Source organism: Streptomyces sp. NPDC039462, from assembly GCF_055639375.1.
The window spans coordinates 404,075-420,484 of the sequence record NZ_JBVKAO010000001.1; the positions used below are offsets into that span (position 1 = coordinate 404,075).

General features: G+C 73.9%; 14 protein-coding genes. 3 read left to right on the plus strand and 11 right to left on the minus strand.

Going from position 1 to position 16,410, the window contains the following annotated elements:
- Window positions 1-270: 270 nt before the first annotated feature.
- From ACZ7LU_RS01605 to ACZ7LU_RS01615, 3 genes are all read right to left on the minus strand, one after another.
- A complete protein-coding gene (locus ACZ7LU_RS01605) occupies window positions 271-1,548 on the minus strand; it encodes an HRDC domain-containing protein (RefSeq protein WP_468085278.1) in 1,278 nt (425 codons plus the stop codon).
- Between the two features lie 78 nt (window positions 1,549-1,626).
- Entirely contained in the window at window positions 1,627-2,289 is a 663-nt protein-coding gene (locus tag ACZ7LU_RS01610) for a response regulator transcription factor (RefSeq protein ID WP_016643199.1), read from the minus strand.
- 298 nt (window positions 2,290-2,587) lie between these two features.
- Complete coding sequence (locus tag ACZ7LU_RS01615) at window positions 2,588-3,247, minus strand: DUF3000 domain-containing protein (RefSeq protein WP_398305712.1); 660 nt, start codon at window positions 3,245-3,247, stop codon at window positions 2,588-2,590.
- 85 nt (window positions 3,248-3,332) lie between these two features.
- Here ACZ7LU_RS01615 and hemE point away from each other — a divergent pair, with 85 nt between their 5' ends.
- Window positions 3,333-4,406, plus strand: a complete 1,074-nt coding sequence (gene hemE / locus ACZ7LU_RS01620; RefSeq protein WP_471915332.1) for a uroporphyrinogen decarboxylase — start codon at window positions 3,333-3,335, stop codon at window positions 4,404-4,406.
- Window positions 4,407-4,505: 99 nt separating this feature from the next.
- On the opposite strand, the gene ACZ7LU_RS01625 is transcribed toward hemE, so the two are convergent.
- The 3 genes from ACZ7LU_RS01625 to ACZ7LU_RS01635 form a co-directional block, all read right to left on the minus strand.
- Window positions 4,506-5,432, minus strand: a complete 927-nt coding sequence (locus tag ACZ7LU_RS01625; RefSeq protein WP_471148308.1) for an NAD-dependent epimerase/dehydratase family protein — start codon at window positions 5,430-5,432, stop codon at window positions 4,506-4,508.
- Between the two features lie 345 nt (window positions 5,433-5,777).
- Complete coding sequence (locus ACZ7LU_RS01630) at window positions 5,778-7,163, minus strand: FAD-dependent oxidoreductase (protein WP_471915333.1); 1,386 nt, start codon at window positions 7,161-7,163, stop codon at window positions 5,778-5,780.
- A 38-nt stretch (window positions 7,164-7,201) separates the two neighbouring features.
- Window positions 7,202-8,179: a DUF4349 domain-containing protein gene (locus tag ACZ7LU_RS01635; protein WP_471148303.1), complete on the minus strand. Its 978-nt coding sequence runs from the start codon at window positions 8,177-8,179 to the stop codon at window positions 7,202-7,204.
- Between the two features lie 121 nt (window positions 8,180-8,300).
- Here ACZ7LU_RS01635 and hemG point away from each other — a divergent pair, with 121 nt between their 5' ends.
- Window positions 8,301-9,767 (plus strand): protoporphyrinogen oxidase, encoded by a 1,467-nt coding sequence (gene hemG / locus ACZ7LU_RS01640; protein WP_471915334.1) that lies wholly within the window; start codon window positions 8,301-8,303, stop codon window positions 9,765-9,767.
- Window positions 9,768-9,771: 4 nt separating this feature from the next.
- Window positions 9,772-10,500: a hydrogen peroxide-dependent heme synthase gene (gene hemQ / locus ACZ7LU_RS01645; protein ID WP_398305728.1), complete on the plus strand. Its 729-nt coding sequence runs from the start codon at window positions 9,772-9,774 to the stop codon at window positions 10,498-10,500.
- A 16-nt stretch (window positions 10,501-10,516) separates the two neighbouring features.
- Here hemQ and ACZ7LU_RS01650 read toward each other — a convergent pair whose 3' ends face one another.
- The 5 genes from ACZ7LU_RS01650 to ACZ7LU_RS01670 form a co-directional block, all read right to left on the minus strand.
- Window positions 10,517-12,118: an alpha/beta hydrolase gene (locus tag ACZ7LU_RS01650; protein ID WP_471915335.1), complete on the minus strand. Its 1,602-nt coding sequence runs from the start codon at window positions 12,116-12,118 to the stop codon at window positions 10,517-10,519.
- Between the two features lie 109 nt (window positions 12,119-12,227).
- Window positions 12,228-13,004: a TIGR04222 domain-containing membrane protein gene (locus ACZ7LU_RS01655; protein WP_468085285.1), complete on the minus strand. Its 777-nt coding sequence runs from the start codon at window positions 13,002-13,004 to the stop codon at window positions 12,228-12,230.
- 93 nt (window positions 13,005-13,097) lie between these two features.
- Entirely contained in the window at window positions 13,098-13,853 is a 756-nt protein-coding gene (locus ACZ7LU_RS01660; protein ID WP_468306434.1) for a DUF4142 domain-containing protein, read from the minus strand.
- A gap of 142 nt (window positions 13,854-13,995) precedes the next feature.
- Window positions 13,996-15,081, minus strand: coding sequence for a TIGR04222 domain-containing membrane protein (locus tag ACZ7LU_RS01665; protein ID WP_471915336.1), 1,086 nt, complete (start codon window positions 15,079-15,081; stop codon window positions 13,996-13,998).
- A 4-nt stretch (window positions 15,082-15,085) separates the two neighbouring features.
- A complete protein-coding gene (locus ACZ7LU_RS01670; RefSeq protein ID WP_471915337.1) occupies window positions 15,086-16,402 on the minus strand; it encodes an MbnB/TglH/ChrH family RiPP precursor modification enzyme in 1,317 nt (438 codons plus the stop codon).
- Window positions 16,403-16,410 lie beyond the last annotated feature (8 nt).

Here is a 16,410-nt window from a genome sequence, read left to right on the forward strand (position 1 = left end):
CCCGTTTGCCCCGCACGTAGCGGCGCGGGTGGGAGCAGGTCCGCCGCTGTGCGGCGGATGTCTCCTCCCCGGCTCGTGGCGGGAAGGTGCGGGCGTCGCGGTCACTGTGCGGTGCGGGGTGCACGGGTGGGTGGGTGGGAGGTATCCGCCGCGGAGCGGCGGGACAGTGGCGGGAGTGCACAGCGGTCGACAAAAGCACCCACCCGCCCACCCACCCAGTCCGTCCGTCGTGCGGTGGGGTGAGTGAGTGGGTGGGAGGGGAGTGGCGGCTTAGGTCAGGGCTGTTACCAAGGCCGGGGTGACCTGGGTGATCTGCCAGGGGCGGGCACCGTAGGCGGCAAGGGCTGCCGCCACCGTGTCCTCGGTCACCTGAGCCGGAGGCTCCCAGCACACGCGCCGGACCGTGTCCGGAGTGATCAGGTTCTCCTGGGGCATGTTCAGCCGCTCGGCAATCGCGGAGACCGCGGCACGCGCCGCGGAGAGCCGCGCCGCCGCGGCGGGATCCCGGTCCGCCCAGGACCGCGGCGGCGGCGGCCCGCTCACCGTCTGGCCGGGCTGCGGCAGCTCGGAGTCGGGCAGCGCCTTGGCGCGATCCACCGCGGCCTGCCACTGCTCCAGCTGGCGCCGCCCCATGCGGTGCCCGAAGCCGGTCAGCCCCGCGAGCGCGTGCACGTTGGGCGGCAGGCCGAGCGCCGCCTCGACGATCGCGCCGTCGCTGAGCACCTTGCCCGGCGACACGTCGCGCCGCTGGGCGATCCGGTCGCGGGCGGTCCACAGTTCCCGTACGACCGCCATCTGGCGACGGCGCCGCACCTTGTGCATGCCGGACGTGCGGCGCCAGGGGTCCTTGCGGGGCGGCGCGGGCGGCGCGGAGGCGATGGCGTCGAACTCCTCGCGGGCCCACTCCAGCTTGCCCTGCCGGTCGAGCTCCTTCTCCAGGGCGTCGCGGAGGTCGACGAGGAGCTCGACGTCGAGTGCCGCGTACCGCAGCCAGGGCTCGGGGAGCGGCCGGGTCGACCAGTCGACGGCGGAGTGCCCCTTCTCCAGGACGTATCCGAGCACGCTCTCGACCATCGCGCCGAGTCCCACCCGCGGGAATCCGGCGAGCCGGCCCGCGAGCTCCGTGTCGAAGAGGCTCGACGGGACCATGCCTATTTCCCGCAGGCACGGCAGGTCCTGGGTGGCGGCGTGCAGGACCCACTCGGTGTCGCCGAGGGCCTCGCCGAGGCCGGAGAGGTCGGGGCAGGCGACGGGGTCGACGAGCGCGGTGCCCGCGCCCTCGCGGCGGAGCTGGACGAGATAGGCCCGCTGACCGTACCGGTAGCCGGACGCGCGCTCGGCGTCGACGGCGACGGGTCCGGTGCCCGCGGCGAAGGCGGCGACGGTCGCGGCGAGGGATTCCTCGTCCTCGACCACCGGCGGAATGCCGTCGCGCGGTTCGAGCAGGGGGATCGGCAGCCCTTCGGGTGCGAGGCCGTCGTCGTCCGGAGGGCCGCCTCCGGTGGTTCGCAGTGAGCTGTCTGCTGCGGTCTCTTGGGCGTCGGTCACCTGTCAAGGGTATCTGTGTATGGACAGCGCCCGTCGACGGAACGTTCCGTCGACGGGCGCGCGGGGGGTGTAAATCAGTCAGTGGATGATGCCGGTGCGCAGGGCGACGGCCACCATCCCGGCCCGGTCACCCGTGCCGAGCTTGCGGGCGATGCGGGCGAGGTGGCTCTTGACGGTCAGGGCGGACAGGCCCATCGAGACGCCGATGGCCTTGTTGGACTGGCCCTCCGCGACCAGGCGCAGCACCTCGACCTCGCGGCCGGAGAGCTCGCGGTAGCCGCCGGGGTGGCTCGGGGTGCCCGGAGGGCGGCGGTGCATGCGGGCGGCGGCCGAGCCGATGGGGGCGGCGCCGGGACGGGTGGGGAGTCCGACGTTCGTACGGGTGCCGGTGACGACGTAGCCCTTGACGCCGCCCGCGAGGGCGTTGCGCACGGCGCCGATGTCGTCGGCGGCGGAGAGGGCGAGGCCGTTGGGCCAGCCCGCGGCACGGGTTTCGGAGAGGAGCGTCAGGCCGGAGCCGTCGGGGAGGTGGACGTCTGCGACGCAGATGTCCCGGGGGTTGCCGATGCGGGGACGAGCCTCCGCGATGGACGAGGCTTCGATGACGTCGCGTACACCGAGCGCCCACAGGTGGCGGGTGACGGTGGAACGGACGCGGGGGTCGGCCACGACGACCATGGCGGTCGGCTTGTTCGGGCGGTAGGCGACCAGGCTTGCGGGCTGCTCGAGGAGAACGGACACCAGGCCTCCTGGGGTGGCGGGACGGGGCCGGCTCGGGGATGAAGCCGGGACGAATCCGTGCTTTCAAGGTCACAAACCTCTTCGGCACCAATCCCTGCCGCCTTTAGGGGATGATCACGATTTGGTGAGCAATAATTCGGGCAATTCGGACATGCGCTCGATCATCCGAAGATCAAACCGAACGCGCCACCTTCCGGGTGACCCCAGCAACGCAAACCCCCGCGGCGTGGGGCCACGGGGGGAATGGGTGTTCGGCGGTTCAGTGAATATTCGACGGTGCCCGGGGGGGCACGGCCGGTCAAGGGGAGAGCGGCCCCCGTCGCTGCGGCAGTGAGACCACGGACCCGTCACCGGGCCCGGCGGGCGGCAGCCCCGCGACCTGGCAGAGCAGGTCGCACCAGGCCGCCAGGTGCGCCCCCGTGTCCGGCACCCCGCCGGTGCCCTCCCGAGGGGTCCAGGAGGCCCGGATCTCGATCTGTGAGGCGGGCGGGCGCTCCGCGAGGCCCCCGAAGTAGTGCGAGGCCGCCCGCGTCACCGTGCCGCTCGCCTCGCCCGCGGTGAGCCCCCGCGCGTGCAGCGCCCCGGTCAGCCAGGACCAGCACACCTCCGGCAGCAGCGGGTCCGCCGCCATCTCCGGCTCCAGCTCCGCCCGCACGAGCGTGACGAGCCGGAAGGTGCCCTGCCACGCGTCGTGCCCGGACGGATCGTGGAGCAGGACGAGCCGCCCGTCCGCGAGGTCCTCGTCGCCGTCCACGACCGCCGCCTCCACCGCGTACGCGTACGGCGCGAGCCGCTGCGGCGGACGTGTCGGGTCGATCTCGATCTCCGGCCGCAGCCGTGCCCCCCGCAGCGCGTCGACCGCCGCGCGGAAGGGCAACGGAGCCGAATCCGCCACCTTCCCCTCCGAACTCTCCATCTCGCCAGCGCCGTCCGACCGTTGTCCCTGAGCCGCAGCCATGCGGGGAAGGTTAAGGGGAACGGCGCCTTCGCGCAGGGAGAGACACCCGTGAGGGGGTCCCCGGTCAACGTGCGAGACTTTCCGCGTGAGTGCCAATGACAGCCGTCGCCCCGAGGGCCGGCAGAACGCAGCGACGTACGACTCCCCCTTCATGAAGGCGTGCAGGCGCGAGGCCGTGCCGCACACGCCGGTCTGGTTCATGCGCCAGGCGGGGCGCTCACTTCCCGAGTACCGCAAGGTGCGCGAGGGCACGGCCATGCTGGAGTCCTGCATGCGCCCCGACCTCGTCACCGAGATCACGCTGCAGCCGGTCCGCCGCCACCACGTCGACGCGGCGATCTACTTCAGCGACATCGTCGTCCCGCTCAAGGCGATCGGCGTCGACCTCGACATCAAGCCGGGCGTCGGACCCGTCGTCGAGAACCCCATCCGCTCGCGCGCCGACCTCGCGCAGCTGCGGGACCTCACCCCCGAGGACGTCCACTACGTCACCGAGGCGATCGGGATGCTGACCGCCGAGCTCGGGTCGACGCCGCTCATCGGCTTCGCCGGTGCGCCTTTCACTCTCGCGAGTTACCTCGTGGAGGGCGGCCCGAGCCGCAACCACGAGCACACCAAGGCGCTCATGTACGGCGACCCGCAGCTCTGGGCCGACCTCCTCGACCGGCTCGCGGAGATCACGAGCGCCTTCCTGAAGGTACAGATCGAGGCGGGCGCCAGCGCCGTCCAGCTCTTCGACTCGTGGGTGGGCGCCCTGTCGCCCGCCGACTACCGCCGTTCGGTGATGCCCGCGTCCGCGAAGGTCTTCGACGCCGTCGCCTCGTACGGCGTGCCCCGCATCCACTTCGGCGTCGGCACCGGCGAGCTGCTCGGGCTCATGGGCGAGGCCGGCGCGGATGTCGTCGGCGCCGACTGGCGGGTGCCGCTGGACGAGGCCGCCCGCCGCGTCGGCCCCGGCAAGGCGATCCAGGGCAACCTCGACCCGGCCGTCCTCTTCTCCACCCGCGAGGCCGTCGAGGCGAAGACCGACGAGGTGCTCGCCGCCGCCAAGCACCTGGAGGGCCACATCTTCAACCTCGGCCACGGCGTCCTGCCGACCACGGACCCCGAGGCGCTGACCCGCCTCGTGGAGTACGTGCACACGCGCACCGCCGTCTGAGAAAGTCCGAAAACGGTCCCTGCCTGCCCGGGCAGGGACTGTTCTACGGCCATCAGGTGCCGGCCCGTACGCCGTGTCGACGTCCAGCGGCCCGCAGGGTCATCGGGGCTTCCCCACGGCCCGCGTGGGGCGCGGGGCGCCGTCCGACGCCCAGAGCGCGGCGAGCGATTCCCGCAGGGTGAACCGCGGCCGCCAGTCCAGCTCCCACTCCGCGGCGCTGATGTCGGCGCACTGCCAGGGCATCGCCGTCGCACACCCCACCGTGCCGAGGGACTCCTCGACGCACCCGGTGAAGCCCGCCTCGACGACCAGCCCGTGCGCCAGGTTGCGCGCCGGGACCGCCCGGCCGCTGCCGATGTTGATCAGGCGCGGCAGCCGCCCCGGCAGGGTGAGCGCCTGCGCCACGGCCTGCGCCACATCGCGCGTGTCGACGAAGTCCCGGTGCGCGGACAGGTCGCCGACCCGCACCGTGCCGTGCGGGGTCCGGGCGACCGCCCGGCGCAGCTCGGCGGTGAGACGGCCCGGCAGTCCGGCCGGCGCCGCCCCGGGGCCCACCGGGTCGGTGACCCGCAGCACGATCGCGTGGAGCCCGGAGTCGACGACGGCGAGCGTGCCGGCCAGCTTCGTGGCTCCGTACGGCGTGACCGGGCGGGCGGGGGAGTCCTCAAGGGTCCGCTCGCCGATGCCCGTCGGCCCGTACTCGGCCGCCGAGCCGAGGTGCACCAGGCGCGCGGTCGGCACCGCCGCGCACAAGGCCTCGCAGAGCACCGCGGGGCCGCGGGCGTTGGCCTCGGCGAGGGTCAGCGGGCTGCCGCCGACCGCGCCCGCGCAGTTGACCACGGCGTCGGGCGCGGCCCGCGTCAGCTGCTCGGCGAGCGCGCCCCGGGTGACGGTGGCGAGGTCGATCCGGAGGTCGTCCACGGAGGCCCGGCCGCCGCGGAGCAGCCGGACGCCCGGCAGGGCGCGCAGCCGCTCCATGACGGCCCCGCCCAGGTATCCGGTGGAGCCAAGGACGAGAATGCGCACGGCCGTCACGCCCCCTTGAGGAGCGGCGGGCGGTGCGTGGTGAACTCCGCGTTCGCGCGGTCGTGGTCGAGCAGAGCTCCGGCGTCGGGAGCCGTCGCTCGTACGGTGTGGTTCATGCGGTGTGTGGTCCCCTCCACGGTCGGGCCGCGGGGGTGTGTCCACCCCGAGGCCCGCCCCCCAACGGCAGGTTCACACGTCGCTGTGTGTGTCCGTGCCGCTCTGACGCGTCACATGGTGCGGCCCGCCCGTGGGGTCTGTGCTGGTTCTGTGAAAGGTGGCGGAAAAGAGACGACGTGCCCTTGAGTGGAGGGGCGTGAAAAGGGGGGCGCGTCAGGGGCGCCCGGCTCAGCTCCGGTCCGCCCGTACCGCCGCCACCGCCTTGCGCGCCGCGATCAGGACCGGGTCCCACACCGGGGAGAACGGCGGCGCGTACCCGAGGTCGAGCGCCGTCATCTGCTCCACCGTCATCTGTGCCGTCAGCGCGACGGCCGCCACGTCGACGCGCTTGCCCGCGCCCTCCCGGCCGACGATCTGCACGCCGAGGAGCCGCCCGGTGCGCCGCTCGGCGAGCATCTTCACCGTCATCGGGGCCGCGCCCGGGTAGTAACCGGCCCTGCTCGTCGACTCGATGGTCACCGTCACGAACCGGAACCCGGCGGCCTGGGCGTCTCTCTCGCGCAGACCGGTGCGGGCGATCTCCAGGTCGCAGACCTTGCTGACGGCCGTGCCGACGACGCCGGGGAACGTCGCGTAACCACCGCCCGCGTTCGAGCCGATGACCTGGCCGTGCTTGTTGGCGTGCGTGCCGAGCGCGATGTGCCGCTCGCGCCCCGACACCAGGTCGAGGACCTCCACGCAGTCCCCGCCCGCCCAGATGTTCTCGTACCCGCGCACGCGCATCGCCAGGTCGGTCAGCACTCCGCCGTGCTCGCCCAGCGGCAGCCCGGCCTCGCGGGCGAGCGTCGTCTCCGGACGTACGCCGAGACCGAGCACCACCACGTCCGCCGGGTACTCGGCGTCCTCCGTCGCCACCGCCCTGACCCGCCCGTCGTCATCCGTCAGGACCTTGGTGACCTCGGCGTCGTTCACCATCCCGATGCCCATGCCGGTCATCGCGTCGTGCACGAGGCGCCCCATGTCCGGGTCGAGCGTCGACATGGGTTCCTTGCCGCGGTTGACGACCGTCACCTCGTACCCGCGGCCGACCAGCGCCTCGGCCATCTCCACGCCGATGTAGCCCGCGCCGATGACGACGGCGCGGCGGCCCGGCGTCCGCGTCAGCGTGTCGAGCAGGGCCTGCCCGTCGTCGAGGGTCTGCACGCCGTGCACCCCCGGCGCGTCGATGCCGGGCAGCGGCGGACGGACGGGCCGGGCACCGGTGGCGATGACGAGCTTGTCGTACGACGTCCAGTACTCCTCGCCCGCCGCCAGGTCGCGGGCCAGGACGCGGCGGCCCGGCACGTCGAGCCGCACCACCTCGGTGCGCATCCGCAGATCGATGGCGCGCTCCCGGTGCTGCTCGGGCGTCCGTGCGATCAGCTCGTCCCGCTCCCCGACGGCGCCGCCCACCCAGTAGGGGATGCCGCAGGCGGAGTACGACGTGAAGTGGCCGCGCTCGAACGCGACGATCTCCAACTCGTCGGGGCCCTTGAGCCTGCGCGCCTGCGACGCCGCCGACATGCCGGCCGCATCGCCCCCGATGACCACAAGTCGCTCTCGTGTGCTGCTCATACGGACACGCTACGACGCGCAGGCCTTACGGAAGCTCCCTAGTCGTCGTCCCCCTCACGCACCGGGACGGCCGGGCCCGCGGGAGCCGCGGCCGGGCGCCGGGAGCGCAGCGGTCGTACGACCCACAGCCACAGGGCGAGCAGCAGCGCGGCCACCGCCGCGAACGGCAGCACCGCGGCGAGGACGATCCCGACCCAGCGCAGCGCCGTCACGAACGCGTCCCAGCCGCCCGCGAGCGCGTCCCCGAACGACGTGTCGTCGTCCTCGGCCCCGGTCCCGGCCTTCGCGCGGCTCTCGGTGAGCGAGAGCGTGATCGTGGCCATGCTCGTGCGGTCCTTCAGCGAGGCCTGCTGGGCGAGCAGCGCCTCCAGGTCGGACTGACGCGTGCTCAACTCCCCTTCCAGGGCCACCACATCGCTCAGTTTCGTGGCCTTGTCCATCAGCTCCCGCACCCGCGCCACGCTCGCGCGCTGCGACGTGATGCGGCTCTTCACGTCGACGACCTGGTCGGTGACGTCCCGCGCCTTCGCTTCCCTGCCGATGAGCCTGCCGGTGCCTTCGAGGGCGGCGAGGACGTCCCCGTACTTGTCCTGCGGCACGCGCAGGACGACACGGGAGCGCTCGCGCCCGTCGCCGTCGCGGGAGGTGTTCTCGTCGCCCACCATGCCGCCGGCGTCCTCGGCGATCCGCCGGGCCTCGTCGAGCGCTTCGGGCACGTCCTTGACGCGGACGGTGAGCTTCGCGGTGCGGATGACGTGGGTGTCGGCCGGCTCGGGCGGCTTGCGCGTGCCGGCGTCGCGGGCGCCGGAGTCGGAGCCGGCGGACTGGTCGGCCCGCCCGCCGCCGACGCCCTTCTCGTTGCTTTCGGGGGCGACACCCGCGGCTTTGCCGTCGCCGCCGCTGTCACTGTCCCCGCCGCTGCCCGAGGTGCACCCCGTGAGCGCGAGCGCGATGGCGAGCAGCAGGCCGGCGAGGACCTGGACGGTGCGGTGGGCGGAGTTCCTTGACGCGTGCATCGGCGTACCCCCGGGGACGGTGAACTGATGCTCCTTCGACGCGGGAGAGGGGCGGAACGGTGTTGCCGACCGGTTCCGATGCGGTCACGGTCGGGACTCGCCGGTCTGAGAGAGTGGAGGCATGCGCGAAACGGACACACGTGCGGGGAACGGCCATGCCGTCGTCATCGGAGGCGGTATCGCGGGGCTGGCCGCCGCGCACCGCCTGCTCACCGCAGACCCGGACAGGCGGGTGACCGTCCTGGAGGCGTCCGGCCGGCTCGGCGGCAAGCTGCACGCCGCCGAGATCGCCGGGGTCCGCGTCGACCTCGGCGCCGAGTCGATGCTCGCCCGCCGCCCCGAGGCCGTCGCCCTCGCCCGCGAGGTCGGCCTCGCCGACCGGCTCCAGCCGCCCGCCACCGCGACCGCCGCCATCTGGACCCGCGGCGCCCTGCGCCCCATGCCCAAGGGCCACGTCATGGGCGTGCCCGGCGACGCGTCCGCCCTGGCGGGCGTCCTCTCCGACGAGGGCCTGCGCCGCATCGAGCGGGACCGCGAGCTGCCGCCCACCGAGGTCGGCGACGACGTCGCCGTCGGCGAGTACGTCGCCGCGCGCCTGGGCCGGGAGGTCGTCGACCGCCTCGTGGAGCCGCTGCTCGGCGGGGTGTACGCGGGCGACGCGTACCGCATTTCGATGCGCTCGGCCGTCCCGCAGCTCTTCGAGGCGGCCCGCACGCACGCCTCCCTCACCGAGGGCGTCCGCGCCATCCAGGCGCGCGCCGCCGCGCGGAGCCCGCAGACCGGGCCCGTCTTCATGGGCATCGACGGCGGCGTCGGCGGGCTGCCGCTCGCCGTCGCCGATTCGGTACGCGCGCGTGGCGCCGAGATCCTGACGGACACGCCGGTCACGGAGCTGCGGCGGACGGCCGACGGCTGGCACGTGGTCACCGAAAGCCGCGTCCACGAAGCCGACGCCGTCGTCCTCGCGCTGCCCGCGCCCGCCGCCGCGAAGCTCCTGGACGCCGAGGCGCCCGCGGCCGCCGCCGAGCTGCGCACCGTCGAGTACGCCTCCATGGCCCTCACGACCCTCGTGTACCGCCGGAGCGAGACCGACCTCCCCGAAGGCAGCGGTTTCCTCGTGCCGCCCGTCGACGGGCACACGATCAAGGCGTCCACCTTCGCCAGCCGCAAATGGGGCTGGATCGACCGCCAGGACCCCGACCTGCTGGTGCTCCGCACCTCCGTCGGACGGTACGGCGAGACGGAGATCCTGGAGCGGGACGACGCGGAGCTGGTCGAGCTGTCCCGGCACGACCTGCGCGAGGCCACCGGCCTGACCGCCGCCCCCGTCGCGACCCGCGTCACCCGCTGGGACGACGGCCTGCCGCAGTACCCGGTGGGCCACCACGCGCGCGTGGCCCGCATCCGCTCCCACGTCGCCGGGCTGCCGGGCCTCGTGGTCTGCGGGGCGGCGTACGACGGCGTGGGCATCCCGGCCTGCGTCGCGAGCGCCAACGCCGCCGTCGACCAGCTGGCGGGCGACTTCGCGGGTGTGCAGCAGCTCACCCGCGACCCGGTGCAGAGCCTGCACGGCGGCGGAGGAGAATAGCCGCATGAGTGACGCTCCCGCCGAAGTCATCGGCAAGACCCCGAACGCCGGCAAGAAGGCGAAGGACCTCAACGAGGTCATCCGCTACACGCTGTGGTCCGTCTTCAAGCTGCGCGACGTGCTCCCCGAGAACCGCGCGGGCTACGCCGAAGAGGTCCAGGACCTGTTCGACCAGCTCGCCGCCAAGGACATCACCGTCCGCGGCACCTACGACGTCTCGGGCCTGCGCGCCGACGCCGACGTCATGATCTGGTGGCACGCCGAGACCGCCGACGAGCTGCAGGAGGCCTACAACCTCTTCCGCCGCACCAAGCTGGGCCGCTCCCTGGAGCCGGTCTGGTCGAACATGGCGCTGCACCGCCCCGCCGAGTTCAACAAGTCGCACATCCCGGCGTTCCTCGCCGACGAGACCCCCCGCAACTACGTCTCGGTCTACCCCTTCGTGCGCTCCTACGACTGGTACCTGCTGCCCGACGAGGACCGCCGCCGCATGCTCGCCGACCACGGCAAGATGGCCCGCGGCTACCCCGACGTGCGCGCCAACACCGTCGCCTCGTTCTCCCTCGGGGACTACGAGTGGCTGCTCGCCTTCGAGGCCGACGAGCTGTACCGCATCGTCGACCTCATGCGTCACCTGCGTGCCTCCGAGGCCCGGATGCACGTCCGTGAAGAGGTGCCGTTCTTCACCGGCCGCCGCAAGTCCGTGGCGGACCTCGTGGCGGGCCTGGCCTGAGAGCCCGTATCAGGCTCTAACGCTCGCGGGGCAGCTTCGCCGACCGCGCTCCGGACGACGGCTCGGGCTCCTTGTGCGGCGCGCACGACGCGTGCCGCCCGGGGAGCCTGCCCTCCAGGAGATACGCCTCGAAGTGACCGTTGACGCACTTGTTGGGGCCGCCCGCGATGCCGTGCGTGCCCGCGTTCTCCTCGGTCACCAGGGCCGATCCCGACAGCCGGCGGTTCAGCTCCAGAGCGCCCTGGTAGGGGGTCGCCGCGTCCCGCTCGGCGGCCAGGATCAGCGTCGGGGGCAGCGTGCCCGGGGCCGTCCGCACGTCGACGGGCCGTTGCCGTGGCGCGGGCCAGTAGGCGCACGGCAGGTTCATCCAGGCGTTGTCCCAGGTCTCGAAGGGGGCCACACGCGCGAGCCGTGAGTTGTCGCGGTCCCAGGTCTCGAAGTCGGTCGGCCAGGGCGCGTCGTTGCACTCGACGGCGGTGTAGACGGCGTTGCCGTTCTCGTTCTCCGCGGCCGCCTTCGGTTCGGGAGCGGCCTGCTCGATCAGCGGCTTCGGGTCGCCCTTCAGGTACGCGGAGAGCGCCGACGCGCGCATCGGCCAGTAGTCGTCGTAGTAGCCGGCCTGGAGGAACGCGCCCTGCAGCTGCCCGGGGCCGACCTTGCCGCCCGCGGGCTCGCGGGCCAGCTCGGCGCTCACCTTCTCGTAGCTGCGCTGGACGGCATCGGGGGTCCTGCCGAGGTGGTACGCCTTGTCGTGCTTGGCCACCCAGATGCGGAAGTCGGCCCACCGCCGCTCGAAGGCCAGGGACTGGTCGAGGTTGTTGCCGTACCAGACCTGCGCCGGGTCGGGGTTGACCGCCGAGTCGAAGACCATGCGGCGCACGTGCGAGGGGAACAGCGTCGCGTAGACGGCACCGAAGTAGGTGCCGTACGAGGCGCCCATGAACGTCAGCCTCTGCTCGCCGAGCGCCGCCCGCAGCACCTCCAGGTCGCGCGCGTTGTTCAGCGACGTGTAGTGGCGCAGCCCGCTGTTGCGCTCCGCGCACCCCCGCGCGTACGCCTTGGCCCGCGCGATGCGCTCCCGCTTGTACGCGGCGTCGGGGTGGGTCGGCGCCTGCGAGGGCGCCTTGCCGAACCGCTTCGGGTCCTGGCAGGACAGCGGCGCCGAGCGGCCGACCCCGCGCGGGGCGTAGCCGACCAGGTCGTACGCCGCCGCGATGCGCTTCCACTCGGGCAGGGCGCCCACGAGCGGGAAGTAGGTGCCGGACGCGCCGGGTCCGCCCGGGTTGTAGACCAGCGCCCCCTGCCGGCCGACCGCCTTCTTCGCCGCCTTCCCGGTGGCCTTGGTGCGGCTGACGGTCAGTTTGATCTGCTTGCCGTCGGGCCGGGCGTAGTCGAGCGGCACGGAGACCGTGCCGCACCGGACGGACGGGGGGAGGCCCTCGGCCTTGGCGCAGGCGCCCCAGCGGATTCCGGCGGCCTCGGCGCGCTGCGCCGCGACGGTGGTGCCGGACGTCTCGGGGGAGGGCGGGCTGCCGCTCGCGCTGCCCGCGGGGGTGGCGACGAGGGCGGTCAGGACCAGGGATCCGGCGGTTCCGTAGCGGGCGGCTGCTGCTCTCATCGCGCTGTCTACCTCTTTTGTCCGGCCGTGCGTTCCGGGTGCTGCTCGAACAAAAGTGATGATTCGTCTGGTATTTGGCGAAGTAAAGCACCGGCCTGCCGGTGTCGGCTCAATGACCCCGTTGCGTCGTCCCGCGCTGCGGCCGCTGCGAAAAGGCGGCCCGCAGCCCCGGATCGCCCGCCGCCCGCACCCCGCGCACGGCGACGGCGATGAGCTCCTCGCCGCGCGCGGGCAGCGCGCCGAGGAGCCGCTGGCCCGCGGGGGACGCCCACCGCGTGTACGGGTGGATCTCCATGCGGGCGATGAGCAGACAGGCGGTGCACAGCAGCAGCGGCAGCGCGAACCAGACCGCGACCGGCACCTGACCGGCGGCGGCCCCCCGCTCCTGCGCCGGCATCAGCACCGCGACGGCGCCGAGGCCGAGGACCACCGCCGTCGCGGCCCGCACCTGGCGCACCGCGGCCGCGACCCCCGAACCGATGCCGTCGGGGACGGCGAGGCCCGCCGCGACGAGCCGGTCCGCGAGCGCCCGCACCGGGTCGGCGGCGGCCGCGCCCCTGCGTACCGGCGCTATCCGCGACTGACCCGCGGGGCCGATCGCGCCGAGCACCGAACGCTCCATGTCGTCGCGGCCCACCGGGTCGACGACGGTCGCCCAGCCGGTGTGCGCGATCAGCAGCCGCCGCGCCCTGGCCATCGCGACCAGCGTCACGTCGGCGACGCGCGAGGGGCCGCCGGACAGGAACGCCGCTTCATAGACGGTGAGTTCGTGCCCGCGCGCCACGGCCCTCTCCTGCTCGGCGGCGCGGCTCGCGGCGAGGCAGAGCCGACCGCAGGAGAGACCGGCCGCGGCCCAGGCGAGGAGGAGCAGGGGTACCCAGAACATGGCGGTTTTCTATGCGAAGGCGCCGCATGGCGCTACGCCCCATTCACTATGTGGACACTCGGTGACGGGTGGATAACGTTCCGTTTCCTGGTGCTATCGGTCGCGGGGCTTCGGCCGGGACGCCGCGGGCGGCAGCGGGAACGTGGGCGACGGCGTGACCGGCCGGGCCGAGCCGGGGGAGTCGGTGGGGCCCGGCGGGGCGGGCGACCTGGTCACGGGACCTGCTGGGCCGGTCGTCGCCGCGTCCCGTGCGAGGCCGTCGAAGTCGACGAGGCCGGTGGCCTCCAGGACCTTGATGTGGTCGAGGACGGTCGTGTTCGCGTCGTCGGCCAGGGTGCGCACCAGGGAGTTGCGGGTGTTCGCACGCACCTCGGCCACCACGGAGAACACCTTGCCGTGGGCCCGGCGCAGGATGTTCGCGAACTTCTCGTCGTACGCCTCGCCGCGCGCGCCGCTCAACTCCGCCAGCCAGTCGCGCTGTTGGCGGCTCGGCTGGCTGGGCAGTTCGAGGCCGAGCCGGGCCGCGACCTCGCGTACCCGCGCGTCGAGGAACGTGTGGCCCTCGACGAGGTGCCCGCCCGCGGTCCGCACGGCCTCGGTGGTGCCGCGCTCCTCGGCCTGCTGCCCGGCGGGCAGTTCCCACAGGCCCGCGAGGCGCACCTTGGTGATGAAGTCCCTGTCCAGCGCGGAGAGCGGCCCGAAGTCGGTGGACACGGTGTCCGCGTGGAGCCGGTCGAGGGCGGTGCCCGAGCGGTCCTCGTAGGACCAGAGGGGGAAGATCAGCGCGGCCAGGGTCGCGACGAGGCCCGCGACGATGAGGCCGGTGCCGTTGATGGTTGGCAATCGCATGGCGCCTCCTGTTGCGGCACCGCACGTTAGTGCGCCCCGGGCGGGGCACGGTCCGATACGGCCGGGAGTACGTCACCTGCCGTACCGGGACCGTGCGCCGACGGTCGCGGCGTGCGCCCTCAGAAGGAGGAGCGCGGGCTGCTCAACATGACCCGCCCCCGCCCCCGCCGCACGAGGAGCCGCCGCCCCCACCGCCGCAGGACGAGCCACCGCCACTGCTGCAGGACGAACCGCCGCCCCCGCCGGAGCAGGACGAGCCTCCGCCGCCGGAACAGGACGACCCGCCGCCCCCACCACCGCCACCGCCCGAGCAGCAGAAACCGCCACCCCCGCCGCTGCTGCCCGACCCGCACCACACGGACGTGCCGCTCCCCGCGCTCCACGCGCTCGCGTTCGTGTACGGGGTCGGGTGCGGGCCGGCGGGAGCCATCGCCGGGACCCGGACGCGGGCGGCGGCGATCAGCTGGTCCCGCAGATCGGGGTGGGCCACAGCGAGGCCGCGCGTGGCCACCAGGTGTGCCGCGCCCGTGAGGTGGCCCGACGAGGCGACGTACCCCCGCAGCGCGTACCGCCCCGCGACGGTGAGCTGCTTCGACGTGACCGCGAGGCAGACGAGGCCGCTGACCATGCCGAAGGCGGCGGCGGGCAGCAGCGCCAGGATGTCGGGGAGCGGAGTGTCGGCGCTGCCCGGCTCCAGATAGCTGTTCGCGAACCTCACCACGGTCAGGACGGCACACACCATGAACCCGAAGAAGGTCAGGAAGATCTGCGCCCCGGCCCAGCGCCGCCACTTCCGCTGCCGCCCCGGCCGCACGAGGAGACCGCGCCGCGCGAGCGCTTCGCCCGTCTCCTGCACCGGCGCGCTCCGCATCACCGCCACCCGCAGCCAGTGCAGCGCCCCGCTGGGCGCCGCGGTGTGGGCGTCGATGACCGCCTGTTCGCCCGCGTTCCTGGCGGCCGGGCGGCTGATGCCGACGACGCCGGGTCCTGCGACGACTAGGCGGCCGTCCTCGTGCAGGCCCGCGATCAGCGAGTCCGCGGCGCGGGCGGGCCCGCCGGAGAGGAACGCGGCCTCCAGGGTGCCCCGGACGAATACGCCGTGCTCGGCGTCGAGCGGCTGCCGCGCCGCGTGCGGGGACCTGGTGCGGCGGGCCGCCACCACGCCCCGGATCAGCTCGGCGGCGGCGAGCGAGACGACGACCGTGTACACCGTGACGATGATGCTCATGACGTCACCGCCTCTGCAGGACGCGGCGGGTGGCGTGCAGCAGCCGTGCGGCGGGCCGCCGCGACAGCGGCGCCGGACCCGACCGCTCGAGCCACCAGTCGCTCAGCCGCCGCCGGACGGCCGCGTCCGCGCCGTCGGGGCGCCCGGCGAGCAGCAGGTGCTCGGCGAAGTTCAGCGCGTCGTGACGGTAGCCGCCGGTCATGGGCCGGGCCCTGGCGTACGCGAGGAACTCGGCGCGGTACGCGGTGCCGAGGATCTCCGGCAGTTCCGGCGCGACCTTCGCGACGACGTCGGCCCGCTTGGCGGCCAGCGCGTGGCTCTGCACCTTCAGGCGCGCGTGGTCGAAGCCCTCGGGCGCCGGGGTGCCCGCGACGAGCGCGGAGAGCAGGGCGGCCTGGGCGACGGCGGTGCGCTGCCGGGCGGCCGGGGCGGCGGGCGGGACCGCGCGGCGGTCGGCCGGGTCCTCGGCGGGCAGCTCGCCGGACGCCTTCACGGTCGCCCGGATGGCGTCCAACTCCCTCTCCAGCTCGGCCGGTTCGGGGAAGTTCTCGTCCCGCTCCAGGAGGACGCCGGGCGGGGAGACGCGGGACGCGAGGTCGGCGAGGATCGCGAGGACGGGCTCGGGCACCGGGTGCGCGTGGCTGTCGTGCCAGACGCCGTCCCGCTCGAAGCCGCCCGCCACGTGGACGTACGCGATGGCCTCGACGGGCAGTTCGTCGAGGGCCTTGGCCGGGTCCTCGCCGCGGTTGACGTGGTTCGTGTGGAGGTTGGCGACGTCGATGAGGAGCCGTACGCCCGTGCGCTCGACCAGCTCGTACAGGAACTGTCCCTCCGTCAGCTCCTCGCCGGGCCACGCGACGAGCGCCGCGATGTTCTCCACGGCGAGCGGCACGGGCAGCGCGTCCTGCGCGATGCGGACGTTCTCACAGAGGACGTCGAGCGCGTCGCGGGTGCGCGGCACCGGCAGCAGGTGCCCGGCCTCCAGCGGCTGCGTGGCGGTGAGGGCGCCACCGGCGCGCACGTACGCGATGTGCTCGGTGACCAGCGGCGAGCCGAGCGCCACGGCCCGTTCGGCGAGCGCGGTGAGGCGCCCCTCGTCGGGGCGTTCCGCGCCGCCGAGGCCGAGCGAGACGCCGTGCGGCACGACGGTCACGCCGCGCTCGCGCAGCCGCACCAAGGAGTCCGGCAGATGCCCCGGACAGACGTTCTCCGCGACGGCCTCGACCCAGTCGATGCCGGGCATCGCCTCCACGGCGTCCGCGATCTCGGGCCGCCAGCCGATCCCGGTCCCGAGCCGCCTCCGCTCCGCCACACGCTCCATGTCGCTCC